Source organism: Planococcus sp. TJ-301 (genome assembly GCF_058268475.1).
The window spans coordinates 1,417,121-1,443,979 of record NZ_JBZDOH010000001.1 but is presented as its reverse complement, the minus strand read 5'-3'; the positions used below and the strand labels follow the sequence as shown (position 1 = coordinate 1,443,979).

Below are 26,859 nucleotides of genomic sequence, written 5' to 3'. Positions count from 1 at the left end.
TATGATAAAATTCAGATAATTACATAGCACAAACAAGGAGGAGTTTTCCGATGAAAAACCAGAGGTTTAAGCAGTTATTCAGTATTCTTCTTATCTTATTTCTAGTTGTGGCGTCATGGCCAACCGCCGCGTTGGCTGCCCCAGCGGTCAAAGCGCCGACAGCGGAAGATTTTGAAATGCGCGAGGCTATTGCAGAACAGACCGATGTGCTGAAAGGCAAACCGCAGCTGCATGCCGACTTGAAAGGATTGACGGGCAGCCAACAAGTCGCGGTCATCGTCCACTTGTCTAAAAGATCAGTGGGCTTGGAAATTGGCGCGAGTTCGCTGGCCGGAGAGCGCATGACAACCGCGCAAACGGACAAACTTGAAGCAGCGATCGTCAGCCAACAGGCATCTGCAAAAGCAGCAATGGCCGAAACCGGCATCGCATATGAAGAAGGCTTTTCCTACACGCAAGTCCTCAACGGCTTTTCGGCGCATGTGAAAGCGTCCGACCTGGCGAAACTCCTGGAAATTGAAGGAGTCGCGTTTGTTGAGCCGGACGTCCAGATGCGCGCAATGGCGACGCCTGAACAAGACCAGAAATTCTCGGCGGCTTTCGCTGCGAGCACTTCGTTTCTCGGCGTTGAAGGCTTGTGGAAAGAAGGGCTTGAAGGCCAAGGCGTCAAAGTTGGCGTTCTCGACACCGGCATCGACGCTGACCATCCGGAATTCGCCGGCGTCTTGAAAGGCCAGCGCAATTTCGTTCCACATTCGCTGTATTACAAAAAAGCACGCGCGGAAGATGACGCTTCTGAAACGAAGCCGTCTGAACGCGTTCCGAGCATACCCGCTGTGACCGATTGGGGTATGCCATTCGTAACGTCGCACGGCACGCATGTAGCGGGCACGATTGCTGCGGGCGGAGCAAATACATTCGGCTTTAAAGGCATCGCGCCGAAAGTGGACCTTTATGCATACCGCGTCCTCGGCGCATACGGATTGGGTTCGCAGTCTTGGGTCATTGCGGGCGTTGAAGAAGCCGTGCGCCAGGACCTCGACATCATCAATTTATCGATCGGCAGCTTTAATAATTCAGAAGCGCGGGCAGAATCGTTCGCGCTCAACAACGCCATGTTCGCCGGCACGCTTGCCATCACCGCGGCTGGCAATAACGGCATGTACCGAAACAGCCTCGGCAGCCCCGGAACGTCGCGCCTTGCCGTCACCGTCGGCAGCAGCACGATTCCGGAAGAACGTTTCAGCGGCACAGTCAAACTTACCGCTGGAAATTATTCGCTCAATAAAAAACTCAATTTGATGGCAACCGATACCGACGAAGATCCTATCAAACAACTGGCCGGCACATTTGACGTCATTGCGGTGCCGAATGCCGGTGAGAAAAAAGATTACAGCAAGCTCGACGTCAAAGGCAAAGTCGTCGTCGTATCAGCCGGCGGCATCGAAAACCACGACAAGATTAAATTTGCCAAACAAGCGGGTGCGAAAGCCATGCTGATCCACAACATCCGCGGTGCAGAACGGGCGCCGGAGCCGAGCGGATTCTATCTCGGCGATTTGTTTGATTTTATTCCGACGTTCGATGTGTCGCAGACCGACGGCGAAGCGATCCGCAAAGCTTTAGCGGCGAATGAAGGAAAAGTGTCGTTCAGCGGCATCACCATGGTGAAAACGAAAGGCGACACCATTTCCGAATACAGTTCAAGTGGACCGACCAAACCGAATTTTGACATCAAGCCGGACGTCGTCGCGCCGGGTGCGAGCATCATGTCCACCAAGCCGATGTACAAAACGGACTTCCCGAAAGCAGAATACAGCGAAGCCTATATCCGCCAATCCGGCACGTCGATGGCGACACCGCATATCACCGGCGTCGCAGCGCTAATTTTGCAGGCGCATCCCGAGTGGCAGCCGTTTGACGTGAAAGTCGCGCTGTCCAATTCAGCGAAGATCCTCGATACCGAAGCATACGATGTTTTTGCACAAGGAGCGGGAAGGGTGCAAGCGTACGACGCTGCCCATCCGCAATTCCTGGCCTATGCCCATGACAAAGCGGTGTTGAACGGCACCGGCACGATCGTCGATAACATCAAAGGCACCATTACGTTCGGCCAGCAGCCGCTCGCCAAAGCGAATGTCTCCGTGACGAAAAAAATCGTCGTCAAAGACATCACCGGTAAAGGCGGCGCGCTGAAAGTGACCGTCGACACCAAAAAGACCTTCGGCGACGCCAAAGTCACCGTCGACAAACCGTCATTCACATTGAATGGCGAACAAACGCTCAATGTCACATTGACCGCTACCAAAAATCCAAAAACCGTCGACGGTGAAGAAACAATCGGCTATATCCACATCAAAGGCGCGAATTATGATGTGTCGCTGCCATTCGCAGCAGATTTCAGCAGCAGCTCGCTCGCCGAAATCCAGAATTTCTCGATCTCTGAAGACGACCTGTCGTTCAATGGAGACGGCATCAACGACAGCGCCGAAATTAAATTCAACCTGACTGGCCCGGTCGCCAAAAACTCCATCGAATTATACGACCTGGCCAACCCGACAGGCGGCGCCTTCAATAACGGCTTTATCGGCTATATCCACTCAAGCGCTTCGCTCGCTGCTGGCTCTTATTCAATGCCGGTGACTGGCGAATACCATCCGTGGAACGGCGAACCCGTCAAGAAAATTCCAGACAGCCTATACCAAATTCATTACATGTCCGAGCCGCTTCCTGGCAACTGGAACTACCTATACGATTTCATCATTCCCGTATTCGTCAAAACGACGCCGCCGAAAATCTCCGGTTCCGTCATCGCCGGCCAAGCAATCGGCCGCGTCATCGACAAATACATCGACTACAATAAAGAAATAATCAAATTCGAAGTCCCATACGACGTCAACTCGAAACTGCACGCCAGCTATCAGCTCAACGGCGAAGGAGACGCCATCCCGATCACACTCGACCAAACCGGCGCATTCAGCTTCCCGCTGCCCGGCTTCACCGAAGGCACCGACAGCATCACCCTCACCATCAAAGACGAAGCCGGCAACCAAGCAACAAGCATTTTGAAGTAAAATACGGGAAAAGTGGGGCATTCGCACAAGCGAATGCTCTCTTTTTATGATTCTCATGGAGTATGTGGAAAATCAGGGGTAAAAAGGCGGAACTCAAGATGAGTAAGTGGGAACTCGGAAAGAGTATAGAGGAACTCACACCCATAAAAGAGGAACTCATATCAAAACAGGAAACTCTCCCCCCATAAAAGACACCCTCAAGCCAATCAAAAAAGTTCACCCCCCCATCAAGCCCCAATTGGCAGCTTTTCGCATCCAGCGAAAAGCGACAAAAAAGAGTCATTCGCCTCGCGAATGCCTCTATCCATGTTTGATTTTTTGCATTAGCACAATATAGAGTAAGTAGGAACTCAAGCGATGAAAGGTAAAACTCAAAGAAGATAAATAGGAACTCACGCTCAAAAAGCAGGAACTCACTCGCCACAATCAAGGCAATTTCACAAAACACTCTACCTAAACAATCTATACAATAATGTAATATATTTGTAATGCTAGCATCTATAATTACTTCACTCCTCGAAGTATAATGAAATTGTTCAACTATCTGACAATAAGAGGAGATGGAAAAATGTCGATTCACAACAAAGCGGCACTAGCGCTAGCAGCATTCATGCTGGCGGCAAGCGGAGTATCAGCGGCTGCACCTGCTGCAAAAGAAAACAAGTCGGCGCAGGCAAGCACCGAACGTCCCGCGCAAAAGAAAGAAGTTTCGCTTCGCATTTTGGGCACGTCAGATCTACATACCAATTTCGTCAATTACGATTATTACCAAGATAAAGAATCCAATTCACTCGGCCTCGCCAAGACCGGCGTCCTTATTGAGCAGGCGCGCGCAGAAAACGCAAACACGCTCCTATTCGATAACGGCGACTTGATCCAAGGCACTCCGCTAGGCAGCTACACCGCAAATGTCGATAAGCTCGAAGACGGCGAAAAGCATCCTGCCTACGCTGCGCTTGAAGCGCTCGATTTTGACGGCACGACACTCGGCAACCACGAATTCAACTATGGCCTCGATTACCTTGACGAAGTCATGGACGATGCAGAATTCCCAGTGCTGAACGCCAACGTCTATGACGCTGAGACGAATAAAAACCGCTTCACCCCGTACGAAATCATCGACAAAGAAGTCGTTGACGGACGCGGCAAGAAAACAACTGTCCAAGTCGGCGTCATCGGCGTCGTGGCTCCGCACATCATGAAATGGGACCGCGCGCATCTTGAAGGCAAAGTCTACGCAGAAGATGCGGTCGAAACCGTCGAGAAATTCCTTCCGGTCATGGAAAAAGAAGGCGCTGACATTGTTGTCGTCTTGTCCCACTCAGGCATGGGAGACGCCACACATGAAGTCGGTGAAGAAGACATCACGTATCAGTTATCAGAACTTGACGGCATCGATGCCATCATCACGGGACATAACCATGCACAATTCCCAGGTGCCTATAGCGATTTGCCGAACGTTGACCAGGAACAAGGCACGATCAACGGCACACCAGTCGTCATGCCAGGCAAATTCGGCAGCCATCTAGGAGTAATCGACTTGCAGTTAGCGCCGCATGGCCAGGATTGGAAAGTCGTTGAAGAAAAAGCCGCGCTTCGCGCAATCGACAAAACGACCAATGAAGTCTCTGAAGAAGTCGTGGAAGCAGTGAAAGAAGCTCATGAAGCAACAATCGAATACGTCCGCCAGCCAGTAGCTGAAACAACAGCGCCGATCAACAGCTACTTCTCATTGGTGAAAGACGATCCATCTGTACAAATCGTCAATAACGCACAAACTTGGTATGTCGAGCAAAAAGTAGCGGGCACCGCTAACGCCGACTTGCCGATCTTGTCAGCAGCAGCACCGTTCAAAGCAGGAACACGCGGCGACAGCAGCTATTACACCGACATTAAAACCGGCACCGTCGCCATCAAAAACGTCGCGGACCTTTACGTCTTTGACAACACCGTCTTCGCGTTGAAAATGACAGGAGCCGACGTCAAAGAATGGCTCGAAATGTCTGCAGGCCAATTCAAGCAAATCAACCCGGCAGCAACAGGCGAACAGCCATTGATCAACACCGATTTCCGCACATACAACTTTGACGTCATCGACGGCGTCGAATACGAAATCGACGTCACGCAGCCAGCGAAATACGACGGCAACGGCAACACAGTCAACGCGGATGCCAACCGCATCAAGAACTTGAGCTTCAACGGAGCACCGATTGACCCGTCACAAGAATTCCTGGTCGCAACAAACAACTACCGCGCAAGCGGCAACTTCCCAGGCGTACGCAATGCAGCTGAAAAAATCGACTACGCTTACGAGAACCGCCAAGCGATCATCGACTATTTGCTGGAACAAAAAACCATCAACCCGTCCGCTGACGAAAACTGGACATTCGCGCCAATCGCATCCGGCCCGAACACCACATTCGAATCATCGCCAAACGCCCAAAACCTGATTCCCGCTAACAGCGGCATCACTTACATCGGCGCAGGCACAGACGGCTTTGCCAAATACGGCATCGATTTAAAATAATCAACTTTTCTCCACAACAAAGGGCATCTGCATAACGCAGATGCCCTTTGTTGTGGAGATATAAGAGGGAACTCTTACACCCAACCCCATAAAGCCCTAATTGCCAGCTTTTCGCTTCCAGCGAAAAGCGAAAAAGAGAAGGCATTCAAGCCCATTTTTCATGGGCTCATAAGGAGAATGTAGGAACTCAAAGCCATAAAGGTGAAACTCGACACCAGTATGTATGAACTCGCACATAAAAAGGTGCAACTCAACATAAGAAAGGTGTAACTCACACCCAAAGCATCAATCCAGTCACACAAAAAAGGCATTCACCACAGCAAATGCCAACAAACTCCATCATTCTCGATAATATCGAACCCCACGAGCATTGCCGCGCCGCACTAGCCCCATCTTATCCATTAAATAACGCACGGCATATTTATCCTTCAATCCCAAAAATTCGCGGCATTGTGCGTTGGAAATTTCGGGTGCAACAAAGTCGAACCAGTCAGCTAGCGCACGCGCATAGCCGTCTTTGCTCGGCAATTTGCAGCGATCGCAGAAGAACGCCCTTTGGCTTTGCTTCGCGCAAAGCGTTCCGCAAACACCGCATAAAACGCCACTTTTAAAATCTGCAACAGAAAAACGATACCATTCTTGATAATTCTTCTTGGAGAAAGGTCTGTGGCTATCAATTAGGAGCTGACCAACACGGGCCATTTCTTCTGGGGGCATTGGTGAACCGGTTTGAGGGAGGGTGGAGATAAACCGTTTCAGTGAATATCCATAAACTACCGGCATCTCAGCTGGCACCTGCTCAATCAATGTCGTCGGATATGGGAGAACAACACAGGCATGAACAGGTAAAGGAACAGCGAATTGTTCAAATAAAACCCTTAACTCTTCTTGGGCATTCCATACTTGGGTAATAGGTGAATTATAACCCAACAGCTTTCCATCACGAGTTTCCTGCTTCATATGAAGACTCTTCTCATCGAACGACAGCGTTCCTGAATAATTCTTCACTTCCAAAATCAACACGAAATGTGGCGTCACTACCACAGTATCTATCTGGCAAAAGCGATTCGCCAATTGCAAATCACCAATGACAAGTATAGGCTCTCGCCAACAAGCCTGCCTCAAAATGCTGTCTACATGCTGTTCACCGCCGAAACCAGCTTTAATCTTATATCGGTCGAGCATTACCAACTCAGAAGCAGCATGTCCTTTCGGCAAACGGTGCAACAGCCGTGGTAAACTCTCCAACAACTCCGGCGCCACCCGTTCTTTCAAAAACATTTCATCACCCTCCAACATATTTTGTCTTATGCTAACACCAGCAGAGATGCTTGACCCTTGGGAAATGCATCTTAATCCAAATAACTCCTTCTCACCTCAACTATGTATGAACTCAAAGGAGGAAAGGTGAAACCCAGCATGAATAAGTAGTAACTCACGCCCTAAAAGGAGGAACTCACAACAAAAATGGTAAAACTAGTCCCAATCAGCACACACAAAAACAACATCCTGCCTCTTAAAGTATATCAATCTACCCGCATACATGGTAATATAATTTATAATATTCAGATAAATTACATACATTAGTCTCACAGAATCCACCGCTAGAACCTGAGTAGGGAGGAGCCGCTATGTTTTGTGCCAGCTGCGGATACATGAATAGGGACGGAGCCAATTATTGCCGGCGCTGCGGCGATCCGCTGCACCGAAGCTTCGCCCGGAAAAAGAAGAGATTATGGAGGCCGCGTGTCATGGCTGCTCTGCTCGGTACGCTCCTGCTCATTGCGGCCGCAATAGGCATTTGGCAATTCCTCAAGCAGCAGCAAGCGAGCCTCGACGCGCTCGTGGAAGAAGTAAGAACGGGGGAAGGCTCCTTCGAAAAAACCGATCTCATCAAAGCGGCGCAGGAAAAAGTCTACACCATTAAAACGGATTCCGCATATGGCTCAGGCTTTCTCTACACCGATAGCGGCGCAGTCGTCACCAGCGCACATCTCGTTGTCGGCTTTTACAAAGTGCTTGTGCGCGACCACAGCGGAAACGAGGAAGTCGGAAGAGTCATTGGTGTATCCGAAACGTCCGACATCGCGCTCATCCAAGTCGACGCATTCGACGGCACCCAGCCGCTTGCCATAGAAGTCCAACCTGCTGAAGTGGGAGCGGAAGTCATTGCGCTCGGCAGCCCGTCCGGTTTCGAGAATACCGCATCGACCGGCTTTTTGACCGGCCTCGACCGCGATTTCGACCAGGACTTTATGTACGAAGACCTGTACCAAATCGATGTCCAAATGGCGCTCGGCTCCAGCGGCGGGCCGCTCATCGATGCTGCGACCGGCAAAGTCATCGGCATCAATTCGCTGTTGCTTGTAGAAAGTGACGGCATCGGCTTCTCGATCCCGATGCACACCGTCGACAACCAGTTTGCTGAATGGGTGGCGAACCCGATGAGTGAAGAGGAAGTGCAGGAAGTATTCGATGCCTACGATGGGGGCGGGGAGTTTGAAACCCCCTTACCGCAAGCTGCTAAATCCCAATAAAACAAAAAAAGGCCGGACAGCAATCGCTGTCCGGCCTTTTCCATTATTATTTCAAGCCTGCTGCTTTTTTCACCAAAGCGTTTTTACGTTGTTTCTTCTTGTTCTCGTATTCGTTGATTACTGACTTCGTGTGTGAAGCCGCAAGTCCATTCGCTTCCAAGTCTCTCTCCATCACAGCAACAATCGCGTAAAACGCTGAGTCTGCGCGGTTTTCAAGTACTTCTGCAGCGGAAGTGTACTTATTGTAATAGCGTGCATAGCTTACTGAATCATCGTTTTGGTATTCTGTTTTCGCGCGTGACACCAAAGAGTTAAGGCGGTCGTTCGCTGTGTTTTCAAGTCCGATCAACGCTGTTTCGTATCTATTTTTGATTTGGGACACCGTCACACGGCCAGAACCGTTAGAAGCGTTGTTGTTATTATAAGAACTATTGTTATTCGATGATCCGTTGTTCGACGAACCATTAGAAGCAGGAGCAGAAGCTTTCGCTGGTGTAGCTGAAGAACTTGTCGAATTATTCGCAGCTGTTACGGTAGGAGTAGATTCACCGTTAGTAGAACCGGTTGATCCAGTATCCGTTGACGTGTCTTCCGTAGTTTCTTCGTCTTTTTGTTCATCTTCTTCTTTTTCTGTTTCTTTAGTTGTTACTTCGCCGTCTTCATCGACAACAATAGTCGTGTCGTCTGGCAAGTCGACTTCGATTTCGTCTTTCGTGATTTCGTCGACTTCTTCATCAGCCGTGTCGTAGTCTTTAAATTCAAATGTGTAGACCAAGTAACCTGCGATTGCCAGAAAAACGACTGACAAACCAATTGCGATCTGTTTCCAATACTTCTTAAACTTCTCCATGCTTCATTCCTCCTGAATTAAACCCTTGTATTTACAATAATGTATTTCTAAATAATGTAAGCACGCTACTTTTATGTATAATTTGCCAAATTTAAAACAATAATTGTTCGAATATGGCGGCTTATTTAAAAAGAATAGCATAAAAAGGAGTAAAAAGAAGTGATTTAAGCAAGATTTTGTAAATAAACTTGAAATTCCAACCAATAGCCCATGCCCCTTCACATTCTGATTCTATCTACCAGCATTTTACAGTCGAAAAAATAAACTATAAGAAATTATACCTAAAAAATTTTTCCAATAAAACCCTCTCTTGTCTAATAACTTCATGCTATACTATTAAAAGCAATTTACTGATAAAGGAGCCGGACTATCGATGGAAGAAACCATTTCGTTACAAGAACTTTTCGCCACGTTAAAAAAGAGGCTGGGATTGATCATCATCTTAACTGCACTCGCCGTCATCATCGCAGGGGTCGTCAGTTATAATTTCCTGACACCGATCTACCAGACAAACACGCAAATTCTCGTCAACCAGGAAAAATCAGAAGCAGCGGCATTATTAAACCAAAACATTCAAACAGACCTGCAGCTGATCAATACATACAGCGTCATCATCAAAAGCCCGGCAATCTTGGACCAAGTCAGCGACCAGCTGGCATTAGACCTTAGCACCGACCAGCTGACGAATAAAATCACCGTCTCCAATGCGGAAAACTCGCAAGTTGTGAACATTTCCGTGCAAGACCCGGACCCGGCAATCGCCGTTGACATCGCGAACACGACAGCGGCCGTCTTCCAGGAAGAAATTCAGGAATTGATGAAAGTCGACAACGTGTCGATCTTGTCATACGCCGTAGTGAAAGAAAAGCAAGCGCCGGTCGCACCGAACCCGATGCTGAATATGGCAATTGCCGCAGTCGTCGGTTTGATGCTTGGCGTCGGTATCGCGTTCCTGCTTGAATACCTCGACACCAGCATGAAAAATGAACAAGACATCGAAGACGTGCTCGACATGCCGCTGCTTGGCGTTATTTCACCGATCAACGAAGACGCAAAACCGCTAAGTACTAAGAATAAGTCACGAAGAAAGGCGGGCTGATCCGATGTTCTCAAAGTTAAAGAAGAAAAAACAAGAAAAACGCAGAAAACTGCAGCAAAGCGCGCGGAAACTCGTCGCGCATACCAACCCGCGCTCGTTCGTCGTGGAGCAATTCCGCACGCTGCGCACGAACATCAATTTCTCGTCGCCCGACAGCGATATCCGTTCAATCGTCGTGACGTCAGCAGCGCCTGAAGAAGGCAAGTCGACAGCGGCAGCGAACTTGGCGGTCGTCTTTGCACAAGAAGGCAAGAAAGTCTTGCTCATCGACGGCGATATGCGGAAACCGACGACGCACCACACATTCCATATGGACAATATCATTGGCTTGTCGAACGTCTTAACGCGCCAAACGTCTATCGAAGACGCTGTACGCCCGACGGATGTCGAACGCTTGGACCTCTTGACATGCGGCCCGATTCCGCCGAATCCCGCTGAACTTTTGGCGTCGCGCTCGATGACGAGCCTCGTTGAACACTTGAAAAACCTGTATGACCTGATCATCTTCGACGCACCGCCTGTACTTTCGGTAGCGGACGCACAAATACTTGCCAATAAATGCGAAGGCACCATTCTCGTCGTCAATTCCGGCAAGACAGAAAAAGAACAGGCGCTGAAAGCGAAAGAAGCGATCGCTTCATCAAACAGCCGCATCATCGGCGCGGTACTCAACAACTTCGTACCAGCAAAAGACAGTTATTATAACCAATACTATGGCTCCGAAAAGTAAAAAGGCTTTCCTTTTTACTTTTTTCTTTGACAGTTAAGGAGGGATAACGATGATAGATACGCATTCACATATATTAGCGGGCCTCGATGACGGCGCGGAAACGATGGAAGAAACACTCGGCTTGCTGTTGCAAGCGGTTGAAGAAGGCATCACGGGCATCATCGCGACACCGCACGGCCACCACCCGAATTTTCCGACCGACGTGCCGAAAATGAAAAGACAGCTTGAAGCGACGAAAGAGCTCGTTCTGCAGCATAATCTGCCGCTTGAGATTTACAGCGGCCAGGAATGCCGGCTATCTGACAAGCTGCCGGAACGTTTAGCAAGCGGTGAAGCGTTGCCGCTTGCGGAATCGCGCTATGTTTTGCTCGAATTGCCGTCTAATGGCGTGCCGGCCTATACTGTGCCGCTTATTCAAGAACTGATCAGCCGTAACTTTATTCCGGTCATTGCCCACGCTGAACGCAACCAAGGCATCATCGAAAAGCCGGAGCGGCTAGGCAAGCTCCTGCTGCACGGCGCAGTTGCACAAGTGACCGCTGGATCTGTTGCCGGCACATTCGGCAAAGCCATCCAAAAAACAGCATTAACGCTGATCAACGCCAACTTAATCCACGTTTACGGTTCGGATGTCCACCACTTGACGAGAAGGCCGTTCCATTTCCGCGCAGGCCTCGACTTTCTGGAAAAGAAAAATCTTGGCGACTGTGCCGAAATTTTACTGGAAAACAACGAAAAGATCATCAACAATGAGCAGCTCATCATCTTAGAGCCGCAAGCCATTAAAATGACAAAATGGTGGGACTTTTTGGGATAAATAAAGTAAAAAAAGTATATATATGATAAAAAACTACTTTCATTCCCAAATAATAGGTGTTAAGATTAATGTGCAGATAAATCGCGTTAAGCATATTGTATGATTTTTGGGAGGATTGACCTATTTGGCACTTAAAAACCGCATTTCCTTATTATTCTTGGTCGATTCGCTAATCGTATTCTTCTCCATCTTCATCGGCTACTTCATCCTCCATCCGTGGATCAATCCGTTTGAAAACAAGTTCCTGCTGGTGAGCGCCGCAACCATCTTCATCGCGCACCACGCGTTCTCGCTCTATTACGGTTTGTACCGGAAAGTGTGGGAATACGCCTCAATCGGTGAATTGACTTCCATCTTCAAAGCTGTGACGCTGTCCGTCATGGTGCTTGGCATTGTACAATTCTTAGTGCTGCAGGACGTCTTGTTCCGCGCACTTGCCATCACATGGATGCTGCATCTCTTATTGATCGGCGGCTCACGTCTGTCTTGGCGCTTGGTGCGCGACGTCGTCACCGGCAAAAACACACAAAACCAAAAACGCACGCTCATCATTGGAGCTGGACAAGCGGGCACGATGGTCGCTCGCCAGCTCCATAATAATGCCGATAAAGGCTTGCTGCCGGTGGCATTCGCTGATGATGACACGAGAAAACAAGGCGGCGACATTTACGGCGTCCGCGTCATGGGAAGTTTGTCAGAAGTCGCCCGAATCGTAAAAGACCAGGCGATCGAACACGTCATCGTCGCGATTCCGTCGCTTGGCAAAAAGGATACCGCAAAATTGATCTCGACGTGCATGGACCTTGGTGTCCGCACGCAGACCATCCCGCTCATCGAAGACATCATGACAGGAAAAGTCGCCGTCAGCGATATCCAGGACGTGAAAATCGAAGACCTGCTCGGCCGTGACGAAGTGCAGCTCGACATGGAAACGATCAAAGGCCAGCTGACAGGCAAGACGGTGCTCGTGACAGGCGCCGGCGGTTCAATCGGTTCGGAAATCTCGCGCCAGATTGCGCGCTTCGGCCCGAAAAAGCTTTTGCTGCTCGGACATGGTGAAAACTCGATCTACACAATTGATATGGAGTTACGGCAAACGATTGCGAAAGATACCGAACTTATTCCCATCATCGCCGACGTTCAGGACTATGACCGCCTGACGGATATCATGACACTGCACCGGCCGGATGTTGTCTACCACGCAGCAGCCCATAAACACGTGCCGCTCATGGAAGACAACCCGACAGAAGCTGTGAAAAATAACATCTACGGCACGAAAAATATCGCCAACGCGGCGCATATCGCGGGCGTCGACTCATTTGTTATGATCTCGACCGACAAAGCCGTCAACCCGCCGAATGTCATGGGTGCTTCCAAGCGCTTTGCTGAAATGATCGTCCAGAACTTGGCGAAGCGCAGCGACACGAAATTCGTCGCTGTACGCTTTGGCAACGTATTGGGATCGCGCGGCTCGGTCATTCCGCTGTTCAAGAAACAAATTGCAGAAGGTGGGCCAATTACCGTCACCGACCCGGAAATGACGCGTTACTTCATGACCATCCCGGAAGCGTCCCGTTTGGTCATCCAAGCCGGTTCGCTGGCAAGAGGCGGCGAGGTGTTCGTACTCGATATGGGCGAACCGGTGAAAATCGTCGACTTGGCAAAAAACTTGGTGCGCTTGTCAGGCTATAGTGAAGACGAAATCGAAATCAATTACTCGGGCATCCGCCCGGGCGAGAAACTATTTGAAGAGCTTTTGAATGAAGACGAGATCCAGAGCAAGCAAGTGTTCCCGAAGATTTATATCGGTAAAGCGAATCCGGTTAGTGAGTTGGAGTTGTTTTATGTGTTGGAGAAATTGCCTGAGATGAACGCAGTGGAAATCAAACAGACCTTGGTTGGCTTGGCTAATCGGAGGAATGTTGAGAGTTCGAAGTTATTGGCTAGCAGTTCGTAAAAAGGCTTGAGCTCTTATTTATAGAAGAAACAGAAATTCAGAGAGGGGAACACACAATGTTCTCAGTATTCAAACGCATCATCGACTTTTCAATATCGCTGACAACGCTAATTATCTTAGGGATTGTATTATTAATTGTTTCTTTATTAATTAAGATGGAATCGCCAGGACCCGTATTCTTCAAGCAGCGGCGCATCGGCAAAGGCAAGAAAGAATTCAACATCCTCAAATTCCGAACGATGAAAACAGACGCACCGAATGACATGCCGACTCACTTACTCGACAAAGCGGATTCATACATAACCCCAACCGGCAAATTCCTGCGTAAAACTAGTCTTGATGAACTGCCTCAGCTATTCAATATCCTTAAAGGTGAAATGAGCCTTATTGGACCGCGGCCAGCGTTGTGGAATCAGGATGACCTGATTGCAGAGCGTGATAAATATAAGGCGAATGATGTTCTTCCTGGATTGACTGGCTTAGCACAGATTAGTGGGCGGGATGAGTTGCCGATTGAGGTTAAGGCTAAGATTGATGGGGAGTATGTTGAGAAGAAGAGTCCTGTGTTGGATACTAAGATATTCTTTGGGACTGTTTTTAGTGTTTTGCGGAGTGAAGGGGTTAAGGAAGGCAAATAAATAGAATACAAAAGAGATGCAATTTTTTTTGTGATTTCATATTAAAAAGAACAACTATGATTAAAGGCACTTTAAGTAAAATATAAAATTATGGAGTGATTATTTTGGGATTATCAAATATACAATTTCCAGAAGGAACTAATTTTGTGGTAACAGGTGCTGCAGGTTTTATTGGTTCAAATTTAGTAGAAACATTATTAGACATGGGACATAAAGTAAGAGGATTAGATAACTTTTCAACAGGACATAAAAAAAACATAGACGGGTTCTCCCAAAATGATAACTTTGAATTGTTTGAAGGTGATATTCGTGATTTCGAAAAATGTAAAATTGTTTGTACTGGAATGGACTACGTAATTCATCAAGCAGCTTTAGGATCGGTACCAAGGTCTATGAAAGAACCCTTAATTTATGAAGATAATAATATAAAAGGTACTGCAAATATGTTAGAAGCAGCCCGATTGTCAGGAATAAAGAGATTCATATATGCTTCTTCATCTTCAGTATATGGAGATTCTCAAAAACTCCCGAAATTAGAAGGGGAGGAAGGTAATATTCTTTCACCTTATGCTTTAACTAAAAAAATTAATGAAGTTTATGCAAAGTTATATACTGATGTTTATGATTTAGAAACAATTGGCTTAAGATATTTTAATGTATTTGGAAAGAGACAAGATCCTTATGGCAGCTATGCAGCTGTAATACCTAAATTTGTTAAAACTCTTTTAGATAAAGAATCACCAACTATAAATGGCGACGGTTTACAATCAAGAGACTTTACTTATATTGAAAATGTAATTGAAGCGAATCTCAAAGCATGTCTAGCTCCAAAAGAGGCAGTTGGTAAATCTTTTAATATTGCATATGGAGATCAAGTAAATTTATTGAATCTTTATCAAGTTATTTCTGAACTCTTAGATATCCATATTCCACCTACATTTGGTTCCGAAAGAGAAGGAGATATAAAACATTCTAATGCAGACATTTCGAAAGCTAAAAATTTATTAAATTATAATCCAGATTATAATTTTGAAGAAGGAATTAAGCATGCTGTTAAATGGTATGTGAATAATTTGAAGTGAGTAAATTAAAAAGAGTGTTACATGTTTTTGGTGTTATGGATAGAGGTGGAGCGGAAACTATGATTATGAATATTTATAGAGAAATCGATCGAACAAAGGTTCAGTTTGATTTTGTCGTTCATACTTCTAAAAAAGGTGATTTTAACGAAGAAATAAAATCTTTAGGAGGAGATATTTATCAAGTACCTCCCTTCACGTTTAAAAGCGCTTATTCTTATATAATAGCTTGGAATAATTTTTTTAAAGAGCATCGAGAATATGATATTATTCATTCTCACATTAGAAGTACTGCTTCTATCTTTCTATTATTAGCAAAAATGCATGGATTAACGACAATTATTCATAGTCATAGCACTTCATCAGGAAAGGGTTACAAAGGATTTGTGAAAAGCTTGCTTCAGTATCCATTAAGAAGTATTGCTGATTATTTATTTAGTTGTAACAATGCAGCTGCCGAATGGTTATTTGGAAAAAAGAAATTAGATGAGGTTTTAATTTTAAACAATGCTATAAATGTTAATGAGTACAAATACGATTCTTTTATCAGAAAAAGTATTAGAAAAAAATTAAATATAGAAGATATATTTATAATTGGACATATAGGTAGATTCGAGTATCCAAAAAATCACAAATTCTTATTGAATATTTTTAATGAAATACATCGAAAGAATAAAACTGCTCTTCTCTTGTTAATAGGAACTGGATCATTAGAGGAAGAAATAAAAAGAGATGTACAAAAATTAGGTTTAGGTAATTCTGTAAAATTTTTGGGTAAGCAATCTAAAGTTAGTGATTTTTTGCAAATAATGGATATTTTTGTTTTCCCTTCTTTTTATGAAGGTTTACCCCTTACTTTAATAGAAGCTCAAGCTTCAGGCTTACCGTGTATCGCATCAACAGGGGTTTCGAAAGAAGCTAAAATAACAAAAAATTTACACTTTATCGATTTACAAGAACCTGCAGATTTTTGGGCAAATCAAATTTTAAATGCAATGGAAAAACATAAAAGACAAGATGAATCTCTAGAGTTGATTAAAAAAGGATACCACGTAGCAGATAATTCTAAATGGCTTGAAGATTTTTATTTAAAATTAGATAGGGTGAAGACATGGAAAGAAAATTAATATATGTTATAAATCATTATTCTAAAAATTCAGTGCAACATTTTCATCATATTACTAATTTACTTGTAAAAATGGCTGATAAAGGAATTGAAATCGCAATTGTAGTAGAGAAATGTGATGAAACTCCTGAAATTTTTCATTCTAATATCGAAGTAATATGCCAAAAAGAAAAAAGTAAAATTAAAAGATCAATAGAACTTTATAAAATTTTGACGCAACTTACTCATAAAGGATACAAAAAAATATTTGTAAGAATCTCTGTTAATGCTGCTATTATTTCAATATTAGTAGGGCTTAAAAAAAATGTAGAAACCTACTATTGGCATAGTGGAACAACTTATGAATTAGATAAAGAAAAAAACCATATCCACAAAATTAAATGGTTACTTTTAACTTATTCAAAGTTCTTTTTTATAAAAAAATTAGTTAATCATTTTGTTACTGGACCAGAGAAAATGATTAATTATTATATAGATAATTTGAATGTGAAATCTCACAAAATGCTTTTGCTTTATAACGATATAGATATTAATAGATTTTCTCCTCCAAAGGAAAATGAAAAAGAAACTTTACGAAGAGAATTAGGATTTAATTCTTCAGAGAATTTGTTGCTTATGGTTCATAGACTATCTCCTGTCCGAAAAACAGATTTTTATATTCCATTTATTCTAGAAGACAATTATCTAAATGATACAGATACTTATCTCATAATAATTGGAGATGGGCCTGAAAGACATTTACTTGATAAGTTAATCTCTAAATCTCCTATGTCTCATAGAATTAAAATTTTAGGAAATAAACCAAATAATGAAATTGAAAAATACTATAAAGCTGCTGATATTTTTATTAATCCATCCTATACTGAAGGATTTCCGAGAGTAGTAATTGAAGCTATGGCAAGTGGACTTCCAATTGTTGCTACTGATGCGGGAGGAACTAGTGACATTATGGGTTTTAAACAAAAGAAATATATTGTAGATAAAAATAACAGAGACTTATTTAAAGAAAAATTAGTAAATCTTATTTCAAATCGTATATTACAAAAGGAGCTAATATCAGAAAATTTAATAAGGGTAAAAAAATATTCCACTGAGTCAGTTAGTGATATGTATATAGAAGGGATTTTTAGAAATGACTAATTTATTACATATTAGTGCAAATACTTTCCCACCTTTATCAATTGACCATTCTACGAAAAAAATTTGGAAAGAGTTAAGTAAAGAATTCGAAGAATATCATATACTTGCAAGAGCACAAGATAACAAATTTAAAACTTACAGAGAGGGTAATATATTTTTGCATCTAGTCCCTAAGTTAGGAAGTTCTAAATCTTTTTTCTTCACAAGTATATACATATTGAAAATATTAAAGAACTATCAAATTGATATATTGCTTTCTCAATGCCCCTTATTCGGCGGTGTAACAGCGGCCCTTATATCTAAAATAAAAAAAATACCATTAATGATAGAAGTTCATGGTATGGTTTATTTTTCAATATTAGATAGTAAGAAGTTCGTAGATAAAATATTATCTGTATTGATTAAGTTTTCTTTAAGGAACGCTACTAAAGTTAGATCATTGAGCGTAACAATGGAAGAAATGTTTAATAATCGAAAGATTCCAGCAAATCTTGTTACTATTCCTAACAGAGTTAATATGAATCTTTTTTTCCCACCTAAAGAAAACTTTGAAATAAATAAATCTATAAAAATAGTAAGCGTAGGAAGATTTGTATGGGAAAAAGCTTTTGAAGATGCGATTGAAGCAACTATTAGACTTCATGAAAGGTATCATAATGTGGAACTAATTTTAATTGGTGGAGGACCCTTACATCAAAAATATAAAACAATGACTTACGGTCATGATTATATAAAGTTAATTGATAGCCTTCCTCAAGAACAATTTATTCCTTTTCTTAGAGAAGCCGATATTTATATACAGCCTTCTATAAGTGAGGGAATGCCAAGAACTCTATTAGAAGCGATGTCTATGAGATTGCCTGTTGTAGTTACAGATGTTGGGGCAATATCTGGTGTTATAAAAAATGAATATAATGGATTGTTGATAAAAGCTGGAGATGTTGAAGAATTAGTATATTCAATTGAGCAATTGGTGAATAATCAAAAGTTAAGAGAATTCATCGCATATAACGGTTATATAGATGTAACAAAACTATATGAATGGGATACTGTTTTTAAAAAATATAGATTAGAACTACTTGAAATGTCCACTTCAGACAGTTAAGAATATTTATTATTTAAAGTATAACGAAATTCTAGTTATTTCTATAGGAGGATAAAGATGGAAATAAGTAGTTTAATAAAATTAGTATTGCCTATAGGAATAATATTTTTTTATTTTTTAAAATTTTATAACATAAAAGAAAATAAAAAGTATAGTTTCCTTATTTACATTTTTTTTGCATCACTCCCTTACCTAGGATCCAACTTTTCAAACATCTCATTTTTAATGTATAGAAATATAGGAAGAGTTATTATCCTTATAGGATTAGGGATATTGATTTTAAGTTTTTTATATAAAAAGAAAGAACAATTAAAATTTAATTTATATCTAGGTTTACTGTTTCTAGTTATTATAATAAGTTTTTCTTCAAGTAAAGATCAACTTGGTTATTTAGATGGATTAATTAATTTCGCATATATATTTGCTGCCTATTTTTTTATTTCAAATAGAATGAAGATACATGATTTTGAAATTTTTTTAACAATACTTAAAATTAATGGTGTTGTATTGTCAATAGTGGCCATAATTGAGTATCTTTTCACTCAAACTAGAGTAGAAGTGACATTTACAAATTCGAATTATTTAGCAATTTATCTTGTACTTAGTTTCTCTGCATTCTTTTTTAATCAAAGTAAATTTAAGAATATAGCTATGATATTAATCTTTATAGCCATAATGTTAACCGAATCAAGATCAGCTATTTTAACCCTATTAATACCTTTTTTTATAATATTTATTAAGAAAAAAAATATCAAACAAATTATCATTTCTTTTTTCTTAATTGCTATTGCTTATATTTTTAGCAACTATTACGGAGTTTTGGAAAGATTTTCAAATATGAAAGAAGATGCAAGTGTACAAGAGAGAACCAGTGTTTTTAATATAGGAATTGAAATGATTAAACAAAATCCTTTCTTTGGCATAGGTTATAATAACTTCCTTACAACTTTTAGTAACTACATGCCATATATAAATAATGTCTCCCCTACACTATTTTTTAGAGAAAAGATGGCAACTCATAATGATTTTCTAAAAATTGGTGCTGAACTTGGAATCATAGGTTTAATAGTATTTATCATATTTCTAATTAAGAGCTATAAAGACATTAAGCATGTAGAAATCTCAAATAATAATAAGCTTTTTCTTTATGCTATTTTTACTATTTTATGTGTATATTCCTTAAGTCATAACAATACAAATACAATTGATTTTTGGGTAATGATTTCTTTGGGAACCATCTTAAAAAATACGAATAAAGAATTAGGAAGTTCAAAGGAATTATTTTCAAAATAAAAAGTGAATACTTTACTAATGGATATTAAAAATACTGTCAATTTGTAAAAGTATTATTTAAAAAATGTATTAATCAAGTCAAAGCGAGGATAGATATGAAAGATAAAATTAGAAATATACTTATCAATTTAAGATTAAATTATTATAAGAAGCGATTCGGAAGTTTGGGTGAAAACACTGCGCTTCCTCTTTCAGTGCTAAAAGCAAAATGCATTAGTAGAATTTACGTTGAGTCTTTTGTAAGTATTGGACCAAATTGCTCTATGTCTATATCTAAAAACTCTAAATTATTTATTGGTGAAGGAACAATTATTGCGCCTAAATGTAGTTTTATTACAGCTAATCATAATTATGATAGCGAAGATTTAAAAGCTATACCATTTGATAATGTGAATTTCGCTAAAGATATATGTATTGGTCAAGGTGTTTGGATTGGAGAATCGGCAATGATTCTTTCTGGAGTAACAATAGGCAATGGAGCTGTAATTGCGGGTGGATCAATAGTGACAAAAAATGTACCAGAATATGCAGTAGTTGGAGGAAATCCTTCAAAAATATTAAAGTATAGAGATGCGGAAATATTCGAAAATTTAAGAGCGGCAAATCAGTATACAAGAGCGATTAAATTGCCAACCAAAGAATTTGTGAAAAACTAGAAGAATATACTTTAATTTTAATTATAACGAATAAAAAGGTGATTAAAATAAACATTAATAAGTCTGATGTTATGATTAGTTTTTTAGGATATTTTATAAGGATTTTTTCAAATATTTTAATGTTACCTATTGTACTTTCACATTTGTCTAGCTCTGAGTATGGTCTTTGGATAATTTTTTTATCTATAGGAACACTTGTTATATTACTAGATATGGGTTTTGGTGGAGTAATAGTCCGGTTTACAACTTATGCATTCTGTGGAGCTTCTGAATTACCTAAAAAAGGCTTACCTAATGTTGATCATAAAGGTAAACCAAATTATGAATTACTATTTACTGTAATATTTTCTGCTAGAAGGATATATAGAAAGATTAGTATTTTATCCTTACTTGTCATGTTACTTGTTTCTATTTACGTGTTTTATATTGTAAACGGAGAACTAGATGTTTTTTATAGTATGCTTTCATGGTCAATATATGCATTTGGAGTAATTATTTCTTTGTACTATATGTACTATTCAAGTGTATATAAAGGTTTAGGAAAAATTAAAGCATTACAAATTACTTTTATAATTAACCAAATTACTTATATGATAATTCAAGTAATTTTGCTTACTTTGGGCTTTGGTTTAATGGCATTAGCTATTTCAAATTTAATAGTAGCTATACTTTTGAGAATGCAATTAGCTTGGAGAATTAACAAAATTTTTAAAAATAATTTAATATCATATAAAAAAGCTAAGCAAGAATTGAATCGAAATTTCCAAGAGGTTTATAATTCTTTAGCATACAATTCGAAAGGTTTAGGGGCGGTAGCCCTTAGTAATTATATTCAAACACAAGGTCTTCTATTTTTAGGAACTCTTTTTCTAAGTTTACAAACTATTGGGAGTTATGGTTTAACTATTCAACTAATTAGTGTCATTAGTGCCATGGCTGCAGTAACTTTCAATACTTTTTTACCTAAAATGAATTCCTTACAATTATCTTCAAAAAAAGAAGAGCTTAAAAACATATACTCTATTGCAACTTTTATATCTTATACAATTTATATTGTCGGAGGTTTTGGTTTGTGGCTTCTAAGCAGTAGTATATTTAATATGATAAATTCTAATACATCTTTGCTCCCTGTGGGGCAGATTGTTATTTTACTTTTATACAACTTCGTACTAACAAATCATCAAAGAAGCACAACTTTCATTTCATTGAGTAATAATCAACCATATGTTAAATCTTATGTTATCTCTAGCACTGTTACTTTAGTTTTTAGTTTAATTCTTTTTATATACTTAGATATAGGAATATGGAGCATTATTCTTCCCTGTTTACTAGTTCAAGTAATTTATAATGCATGGAAGTGGCCTTATGAAGTATTTAAATTAATAGATTTGAGTGTCAGTAATATGTTTTCAAGAAGTATTAAAACAAGTATTAATATTCTGAAAAAAAGTAGGTCAATAAAAAATGGGACTAATTAAATTGAAGAAACGTACTATGATAATGTATTTTTTTTTAAAAGCTAGAATCATAACATTAAGTAATAATAGAGCACAAATAAGTGAAGATGTTCAGATAAGAAAAACTAAAATTAGAAAAGGGAATTTGAAAATTGGGAGAGGTTCGCGTATAGGTCAATATGTAATGATTGAACCTAGCAAAGGCTTTATATCTATAGGTGAATATACTTCAATAAATAGTTTTTCTATTATTTCTGGAACAGGTGGAGTGGAAATTGGTAAATATGTGGCCATAGCACCCCGATGTTCGATAATAGCTTCTAATCATATTTTTGAAGATCCTGAAATCTTTATTAAAAAGCAAGGAAACAAAGCTGAAGGAATATGTATAGAAGATGATGTATGGTTAGGCACAGGAGTAACTGTAGTCGATGGAGTAACTATTGGGAAAGGAAGCGTAATAGGAGCAGGGAGTGTAGTTACTAAAAATATTCCCCCTTATTCTGTGGCAGTCGGTATTCCTGCTAAAGTAATAAAAAAAAGAGAGAGTATAACTAAGCAGGAATATATATAAGAATTTCAAGGAGGAAATTATGAAGGTAATAATTCATATATATAATCAAATGGACGATTTGAGGGGAGGATACATTTCGCCAATCCAACAGGCTAAACATTATAATAATTACGAAGCGATATTTGTAAATACTTTTAATAACTTAGCATCAGACCTTGTATTAGACAACGAAATGAAGAATATAATAATTAACAATAATTACAAAGATTTTTTTAATTTTATTAGAAGTAAAAAATTGTCTTTTAAAGGAATTTATGCTTATTTAAATCATACAAAAGAATTATTAAAAGTGATAAAAAAATACGAAATAAAAATTATACATGCACAAAATTTTGAAAGTTTAATTCTTTGTTATTTTGCTGCTAAGATTAGTAAAAGTAAATTAGTATTACATATTCGAGGAGATGCAGTTTTTTCTAAAGTAAAATTTTTATTAAGTATTTCTGATCATATTATTTTAGTTTCTGAAAGTCTTAAAACATCTGTGTTGTCTTATTATTCTCCTAAAAAATTAAAAAAAATAGAAAGAAAATTAGTTGTCATAGAAAATGGAATAGAATTACAAAGAGATTATGTCAGAACTTATAACACTAATAATTCTATAAATATATCATTAGTTGGAGCTCTTCATGATATTAAAGGACAATTAGAGTTTATAAGAGATGTTTGGCCATATATATGCAAAGCTAATACTCCATCAGTTAATTTACTGCTTATTGGTGCAAAAAAAGATGAAAAGTATTACGAAGAAATTCTGCTACTTATTGAAAATAATAAATATCTAAATATTCATCTTGTAGGTTTACAGAAAGATATAGCTGAGTGGTATAAAAAAACAGATATTTTGATAAACTATTCTCTTTTTGAAGGTTTACCAAGGGTAGTCCTAGAGGCTATGAGCTTTCAAATACCGGTAGTAGGGACAAAAATCGTAGGAAATACGGACATAATAATAAATAATCATAATGGCTTCTTAATAGAAAGAAACTCACCCGAAAAAACTGTAGAAGTTTTAAAAAATCTCATAGAAGATCAAGAATTAAGAAAACGGTTAGGTATGAATGCTCGAGAAGATATTTCATCTGGAAAATTTGATATTAAAAAATCTGCTAAAAAAATCGAAGCTTTTTATGACAATATTTTAAAATAATATTTGGTCTCATATTGTGTACAATAAATATTCAATATAATGGAGTGAAAAAATTAATGGATAGAAATATAGGAATAGTAGGATTAGGGTATGTGGGATTGCCAGTAGCAGTAGCTTTTGGTAAGGAGCATAAAATAGTAGGATTCGATATTAATGAAAATCGGATAGCAACACTAAAGCAAGGAATAGATTATACAAATGAAGTTTCTGGAGAAGAATTAAGTAAGGCGTTAATAGAATTCACTTCAGATGCTACAAAACTTAAAAATACTGATTTTATTATTGTAGCTGTACCTACTCCCATTAACGAACACAATCAACCGGATTTAACCCCACTTATAAAAGCTTCAGAAACAGTAGGGAGAAATTTAACTAAAGGGACAATTATAGTTTACGAATCGACAGTATATCCTGGAGCAACCGAAGAAATTTGTGTGCCAGTACTAGAAATGTTTTCTGGTATGAGATATGGCATAGATTTCTTCGTAGGTTATTCTCCTGAACGTATCAATCCTGGAGATAAAGAACATACATTTGCTACTATTATTAAAGTAGTTTCAGGACAAACTCCAAAAGTTCTTGATATTGTAGCTGATACATATGCAAGTGTTGTAAAAGCAGGAGTCCATAAAGCTAGCTCTATCAAGGTTGCTGAAGCGGCAAAAGTTATTGAGAATACTCAACGTGATGTGAATATAGCTTTGATGAATGAGTTAGCATTAATATTTGATCGTTTAGATATTGATACTACCGAAGTTTTAACAGCAGCAGGAACAAAATGGAACTTTCTTAATTTCTCTCCAGGTCTTGTAGGAGGACACTGTATAGGAATAGATCCATATTATCTAACTCATAAAGCTCAAGCTGTAGGATATCAGCCAGACGTTATTCTGGCTGGTAGAAGAATAAATGATGAAATAGGAAAATTTATTGCTAGAACTTTAGTGAAAAAGTTAATTAAACAAGGTGTTGTTATTCAAGGCGCAAAAGTAACTGTTCTTGGGTTGACATTCAAAGAAAATGTGCCAGATTTACGTAATTCAAAAGTGATAGATGTAATAAGAGAACTAGAAGAATATGATATTGAAGTACAAGTTACTGATGTAGAAGCAGAGGCGGTAGAAGCAATGAAAGAATATGGCGTCTCTTTAATAAATATAGCAGATCTTATGCCTGCTGATGCCGTAATATTTGCAGTTCCGCATCGAGATTATGTAGAAGGCAGTTGGGGTATAATTGAAAAATTATTAAAAGAAAATAGAGGTTTAGTAGTGGACATTAAAAGTTCTTTAAATAAAGAATTAAAACCTAGTTCAATTGATTTATGGAGACTTTAATATAAATGACTATAGTAAGAGGGATTTCTCAATGAAAGTATTGCAAGTTACCGCAGTAGACTTTACTGTGAAAAAGTTTCTTTTGCCTTTAGTAGACGATTTAAAAAAAAATAAATATGAAGTTCATATTGCATGTAATTCAAATGAAATTGGTCGAGATTTAATAGAAGAAGGATATGTGATAAAGCAAATTCCATTTTCTAGAAACTTAAACATATTTAAGCATTTTGAAGCATTAATAAAGTTAATTCTGCTTATTAGAAAAGAGAAGTATGACGTAATACATTCACATACGCCTGTTGCAAGTTTAATTGCTCGATTAGCTGCAAAAATTACTGGCGTCTCATTAAATATATATACAGCTCATGGATTTTATTTTCATGAAAATATGAATCCTATAGTATACAAAATCTCTTACTTCTTGGAAAAAATTTGGGGTAAATATTTAACTGATTATATCTTCTTTCAAAGTATAGAAGATTATGATTTGGCTGTTAACAAAAAATTTAACAAAGTTAATCGCCTAGTTCATATTAATAACGGAGTGTCGGGTGAAAGATTTAATCCTTTAATTTATAATAGAGATATATTACGTAAACAATACGATGTAGAAGGTAAAATTGTAATTCTTTTTATAGGAAGGCTTGTAGAAGAAAAAGGAATTCGTGAATTATTAAAAGCATTCGAAATTCTTTCTAATAAATATTCTGATTTAGTACTTTTAATTGTAGGAGGAGAAGTTAAAGGAGATAGAGATGGTCTTGAACCTAGAAAATTAATTGAGGAAATGGATAATAGGATAAGCAAAAATATTAAATTACTTGGATTAAGAGAAGATATTCCAGAGATAATTGCAGCTTCCGACATTTTCACTTTACCATCTTATAGAGAAGGTTTACCTCGATCAATAATTGAAGCAATGGCGATGGGAAAACCAATAGTTGCTAGTGATATCCGTGGTTGTAGAGAAGAAGTTCACGTAGATACAAATGGTTTTCTATGTAAAGTCAAAGATGCAAACTCTTTAGCTAATGCAATAGAGAAAATTTTTATTGATGAAAATAAAATGAAAAATTTTGGGTTGAATTCGAGAGAAATATTTTTAAATGAATTTGAAGAGCAAAAAGTTTTAAATCGTCAGATGAAAATTTTTGATGCGTTTTGTAATCAAAAATTAGATATATAATTTTGAATCACAATAAAAAATATTTAGGGTAGTTTTAAATAATGTAAAATGCACTTCCAATGTTGGAAAATCACGCCCCTGTGTGAGACACCATTGAACTTATTCAGTTAAAATGAATACCCAAAAGACCGCCTTCAATGAAATCAAAGGATTTCGAAGGCGGTTTTTGTGTTTTCTTGCAACCGGCTAACTATTCATAATTGCTCCGTACACAGGGATGAAATGGGACTACTTTAAAGAGGCGGGCAGTCCCATTTTGCCTGAAGACAATCGTTGGTTCTGTATCTCCAAGGGCCCTATGTCTTCTTAATGGAGATCTTACTCGGCGTTCTGCAGTTACGACAGGTAATAGATGCAATACCACGGGTTGGTCTTCTCGAGCGGCTCACTAATCCGTCCGAAGTGGCTCATTTCATTTGCTGTATTCACCAAAGAATTTGAGGCTTAAGCAGATAGGAAAGGGTATTTTATACGTGTCTCATACCGCCCGGTCGCTCTATGATAAACTTGTCGTTAAAAGGGGGATT

General features: G+C 39.5%; 21 protein-coding genes and 1 pseudogene. 20 read left to right on the top strand and 2 right to left on the bottom strand.

Going from position 1 to position 26,859, the window contains the following annotated elements:
* The first annotated feature begins 50 nt into the window (after positions 1 to 50).
* Entirely contained in the window at positions 51 to 3,074 is a 3,024-nt protein-coding gene (locus tag AC4EHJ_RS07185; protein WP_490974879.1) for a S8 family serine peptidase, read from the top strand.
* A gap of 568 nt (positions 3,075 to 3,642) precedes the next feature.
* Positions 3,643 to 5,601, top strand: a complete 1,959-nt coding sequence (locus tag AC4EHJ_RS07180; RefSeq protein WP_490974878.1) for a bifunctional 2',3'-cyclic-nucleotide 2'-phosphodiesterase/3'-nucleotidase — start codon at positions 3,643 to 3,645, stop codon at positions 5,599 to 5,601.
* 339 nt (positions 5,602 to 5,940) lie between these two features.
* On the opposite strand, the gene AC4EHJ_RS07175 is transcribed toward AC4EHJ_RS07180, so the two are convergent.
* The gene (locus AC4EHJ_RS07175; RefSeq protein WP_490974877.1) at positions 5,941 to 6,882 is read right to left on the bottom strand and encodes a nuclease-related domain-containing protein; all 942 of its coding nucleotides are present in this window, start codon (positions 6,880 to 6,882) and stop codon (positions 5,941 to 5,943) included.
* A 350-nt stretch (positions 6,883 to 7,232) separates the two neighbouring features.
* Here AC4EHJ_RS07175 and AC4EHJ_RS07170 point away from each other — a divergent pair.
* Together AC4EHJ_RS07170 and AC4EHJ_RS07165 are read left to right on the top strand one after the other, a co-directional pair.
* Positions 7,233 to 7,298 (top strand): annotated as a pseudogene (locus tag AC4EHJ_RS07170) (zinc-ribbon domain-containing protein); the annotation flags it as partial.
* 54 nt (positions 7,299 to 7,352) lie between these two features.
* Entirely contained in the window at positions 7,353 to 8,138 is a 786-nt protein-coding gene (locus tag AC4EHJ_RS07165; RefSeq protein ID WP_490975633.1) for a S1C family serine protease, read from the top strand.
* 46 nt (positions 8,139 to 8,184) lie between these two features.
* On the opposite strand, the gene AC4EHJ_RS07160 is transcribed toward AC4EHJ_RS07165, so the two are convergent.
* Positions 8,185 to 8,988 carry a hypothetical protein gene (locus AC4EHJ_RS07160; RefSeq protein WP_490974876.1) on the bottom strand — a complete coding sequence of 268 codons (804 nt, stop codon included), beginning with the start codon at positions 8,986 to 8,988 and terminating at the stop codon, positions 8,185 to 8,187.
* Between the two features lie 373 nt (positions 8,989 to 9,361).
* Between AC4EHJ_RS07160 and AC4EHJ_RS07155 the strand changes: the two genes are divergently transcribed.
* The 16 genes from AC4EHJ_RS07155 (at position 9,362) to AC4EHJ_RS07080 (ending at position 26,332) form a co-directional block, all read left to right on the top strand.
* Positions 9,362 to 10,087, top strand: a complete 726-nt coding sequence (locus AC4EHJ_RS07155; protein ID WP_490974875.1) for a YveK family protein — start codon at positions 9,362 to 9,364, stop codon at positions 10,085 to 10,087.
* Positions 10,088 to 10,091: 4 nt separating this feature from the next.
* Positions 10,092 to 10,817: a CpsD/CapB family tyrosine-protein kinase gene (locus AC4EHJ_RS07150; protein WP_490974874.1), complete on the top strand. Its 726-nt coding sequence runs from the start codon at positions 10,092 to 10,094 to the stop codon at positions 10,815 to 10,817.
* 49 nt (positions 10,818 to 10,866) lie between these two features.
* A complete protein-coding gene (locus tag AC4EHJ_RS07145) occupies positions 10,867 to 11,634 on the top strand; it encodes a tyrosine-protein phosphatase (protein WP_490974873.1) in 768 nt (255 codons plus the stop codon).
* A 124-nt stretch (positions 11,635 to 11,758) separates the two neighbouring features.
* On the top strand, positions 11,759 to 13,591 hold the full coding sequence (locus tag AC4EHJ_RS07140) for a polysaccharide biosynthesis protein (protein ID WP_490974872.1): 1,833 nt from the start codon (positions 11,759 to 11,761) through the stop codon (positions 13,589 to 13,591).
* A gap of 56 nt (positions 13,592 to 13,647) precedes the next feature.
* On the top strand, positions 13,648 to 14,229 hold the full coding sequence (locus AC4EHJ_RS07135) for a sugar transferase (protein ID WP_490974871.1): 582 nt from the start codon (positions 13,648 to 13,650) through the stop codon (positions 14,227 to 14,229).
* A 104-nt stretch (positions 14,230 to 14,333) separates the two neighbouring features.
* Complete coding sequence (locus AC4EHJ_RS07130; protein ID WP_490974870.1) at positions 14,334 to 15,311, top strand: SDR family oxidoreductase; 978 nt, start codon at positions 14,334 to 14,336, stop codon at positions 15,309 to 15,311.
* Positions 15,308 to 16,435 carry a glycosyltransferase family 1 protein gene (locus tag AC4EHJ_RS07125; protein ID WP_490974869.1) on the top strand — a complete coding sequence of 376 codons (1,128 nt, stop codon included), beginning with the start codon at positions 15,308 to 15,310 and terminating at the stop codon, positions 16,433 to 16,435. The genes AC4EHJ_RS07130 and AC4EHJ_RS07125 overlap by 4 nt, the downstream gene beginning before the upstream one ends.
* Complete coding sequence (locus AC4EHJ_RS07120; protein WP_490974868.1) at positions 16,420 to 17,574, top strand: glycosyltransferase family 4 protein; 1,155 nt, start codon at positions 16,420 to 16,422, stop codon at positions 17,572 to 17,574. The genes AC4EHJ_RS07125 and AC4EHJ_RS07120 overlap by 16 nt, the downstream gene beginning before the upstream one ends.
* A complete protein-coding gene (locus tag AC4EHJ_RS07115) occupies positions 17,567 to 18,679 on the top strand; it encodes a glycosyltransferase family 4 protein (RefSeq protein ID WP_490974867.1) in 1,113 nt (370 codons plus the stop codon). Before AC4EHJ_RS07120 ends, AC4EHJ_RS07115 begins: the two co-directional genes overlap by 8 nt.
* A gap of 57 nt (positions 18,680 to 18,736) precedes the next feature.
* On the top strand, positions 18,737 to 19,972 hold the full coding sequence (locus AC4EHJ_RS07110; RefSeq protein ID WP_490974866.1) for an O-antigen ligase family protein: 1,236 nt from the start codon (positions 18,737 to 18,739) through the stop codon (positions 19,970 to 19,972).
* A 95-nt stretch (positions 19,973 to 20,067) separates the two neighbouring features.
* Complete coding sequence (locus AC4EHJ_RS07105; protein WP_490974865.1) at positions 20,068 to 20,628, top strand: acyltransferase; 561 nt, start codon at positions 20,068 to 20,070, stop codon at positions 20,626 to 20,628.
* A 71-nt stretch (positions 20,629 to 20,699) separates the two neighbouring features.
* Positions 20,700 to 22,106: an O-unit flippase-like protein gene (gene wzx, locus AC4EHJ_RS07100; protein WP_490974864.1), complete on the top strand. Its 1,407-nt coding sequence runs from the start codon at positions 20,700 to 20,702 to the stop codon at positions 22,104 to 22,106.
* 1 nt (position 22,107) lies between these two features.
* Positions 22,108 to 22,659 carry an acyltransferase gene (locus tag AC4EHJ_RS07095; protein WP_490974863.1) on the top strand — a complete coding sequence of 184 codons (552 nt, stop codon included), beginning with the start codon at positions 22,108 to 22,110 and terminating at the stop codon, positions 22,657 to 22,659.
* A 19-nt stretch (positions 22,660 to 22,678) separates the two neighbouring features.
* Complete coding sequence (locus AC4EHJ_RS07090; RefSeq protein ID WP_490974862.1) at positions 22,679 to 23,809, top strand: glycosyltransferase family 4 protein; 1,131 nt, start codon at positions 22,679 to 22,681, stop codon at positions 23,807 to 23,809.
* Positions 23,810 to 23,865: 56 nt separating this feature from the next.
* Positions 23,866 to 25,146 (top strand): nucleotide sugar dehydrogenase, encoded by a 1,281-nt coding sequence (locus AC4EHJ_RS07085; protein ID WP_490974861.1) that lies wholly within the window; start codon positions 23,866 to 23,868, stop codon positions 25,144 to 25,146.
* A gap of 31 nt (positions 25,147 to 25,177) precedes the next feature.
* A complete protein-coding gene (locus tag AC4EHJ_RS07080; protein WP_490974860.1) occupies positions 25,178 to 26,332 on the top strand; it encodes a glycosyltransferase family 4 protein in 1,155 nt (384 codons plus the stop codon).
* Positions 26,333 to 26,859: the final 527 nt, after the last annotated feature.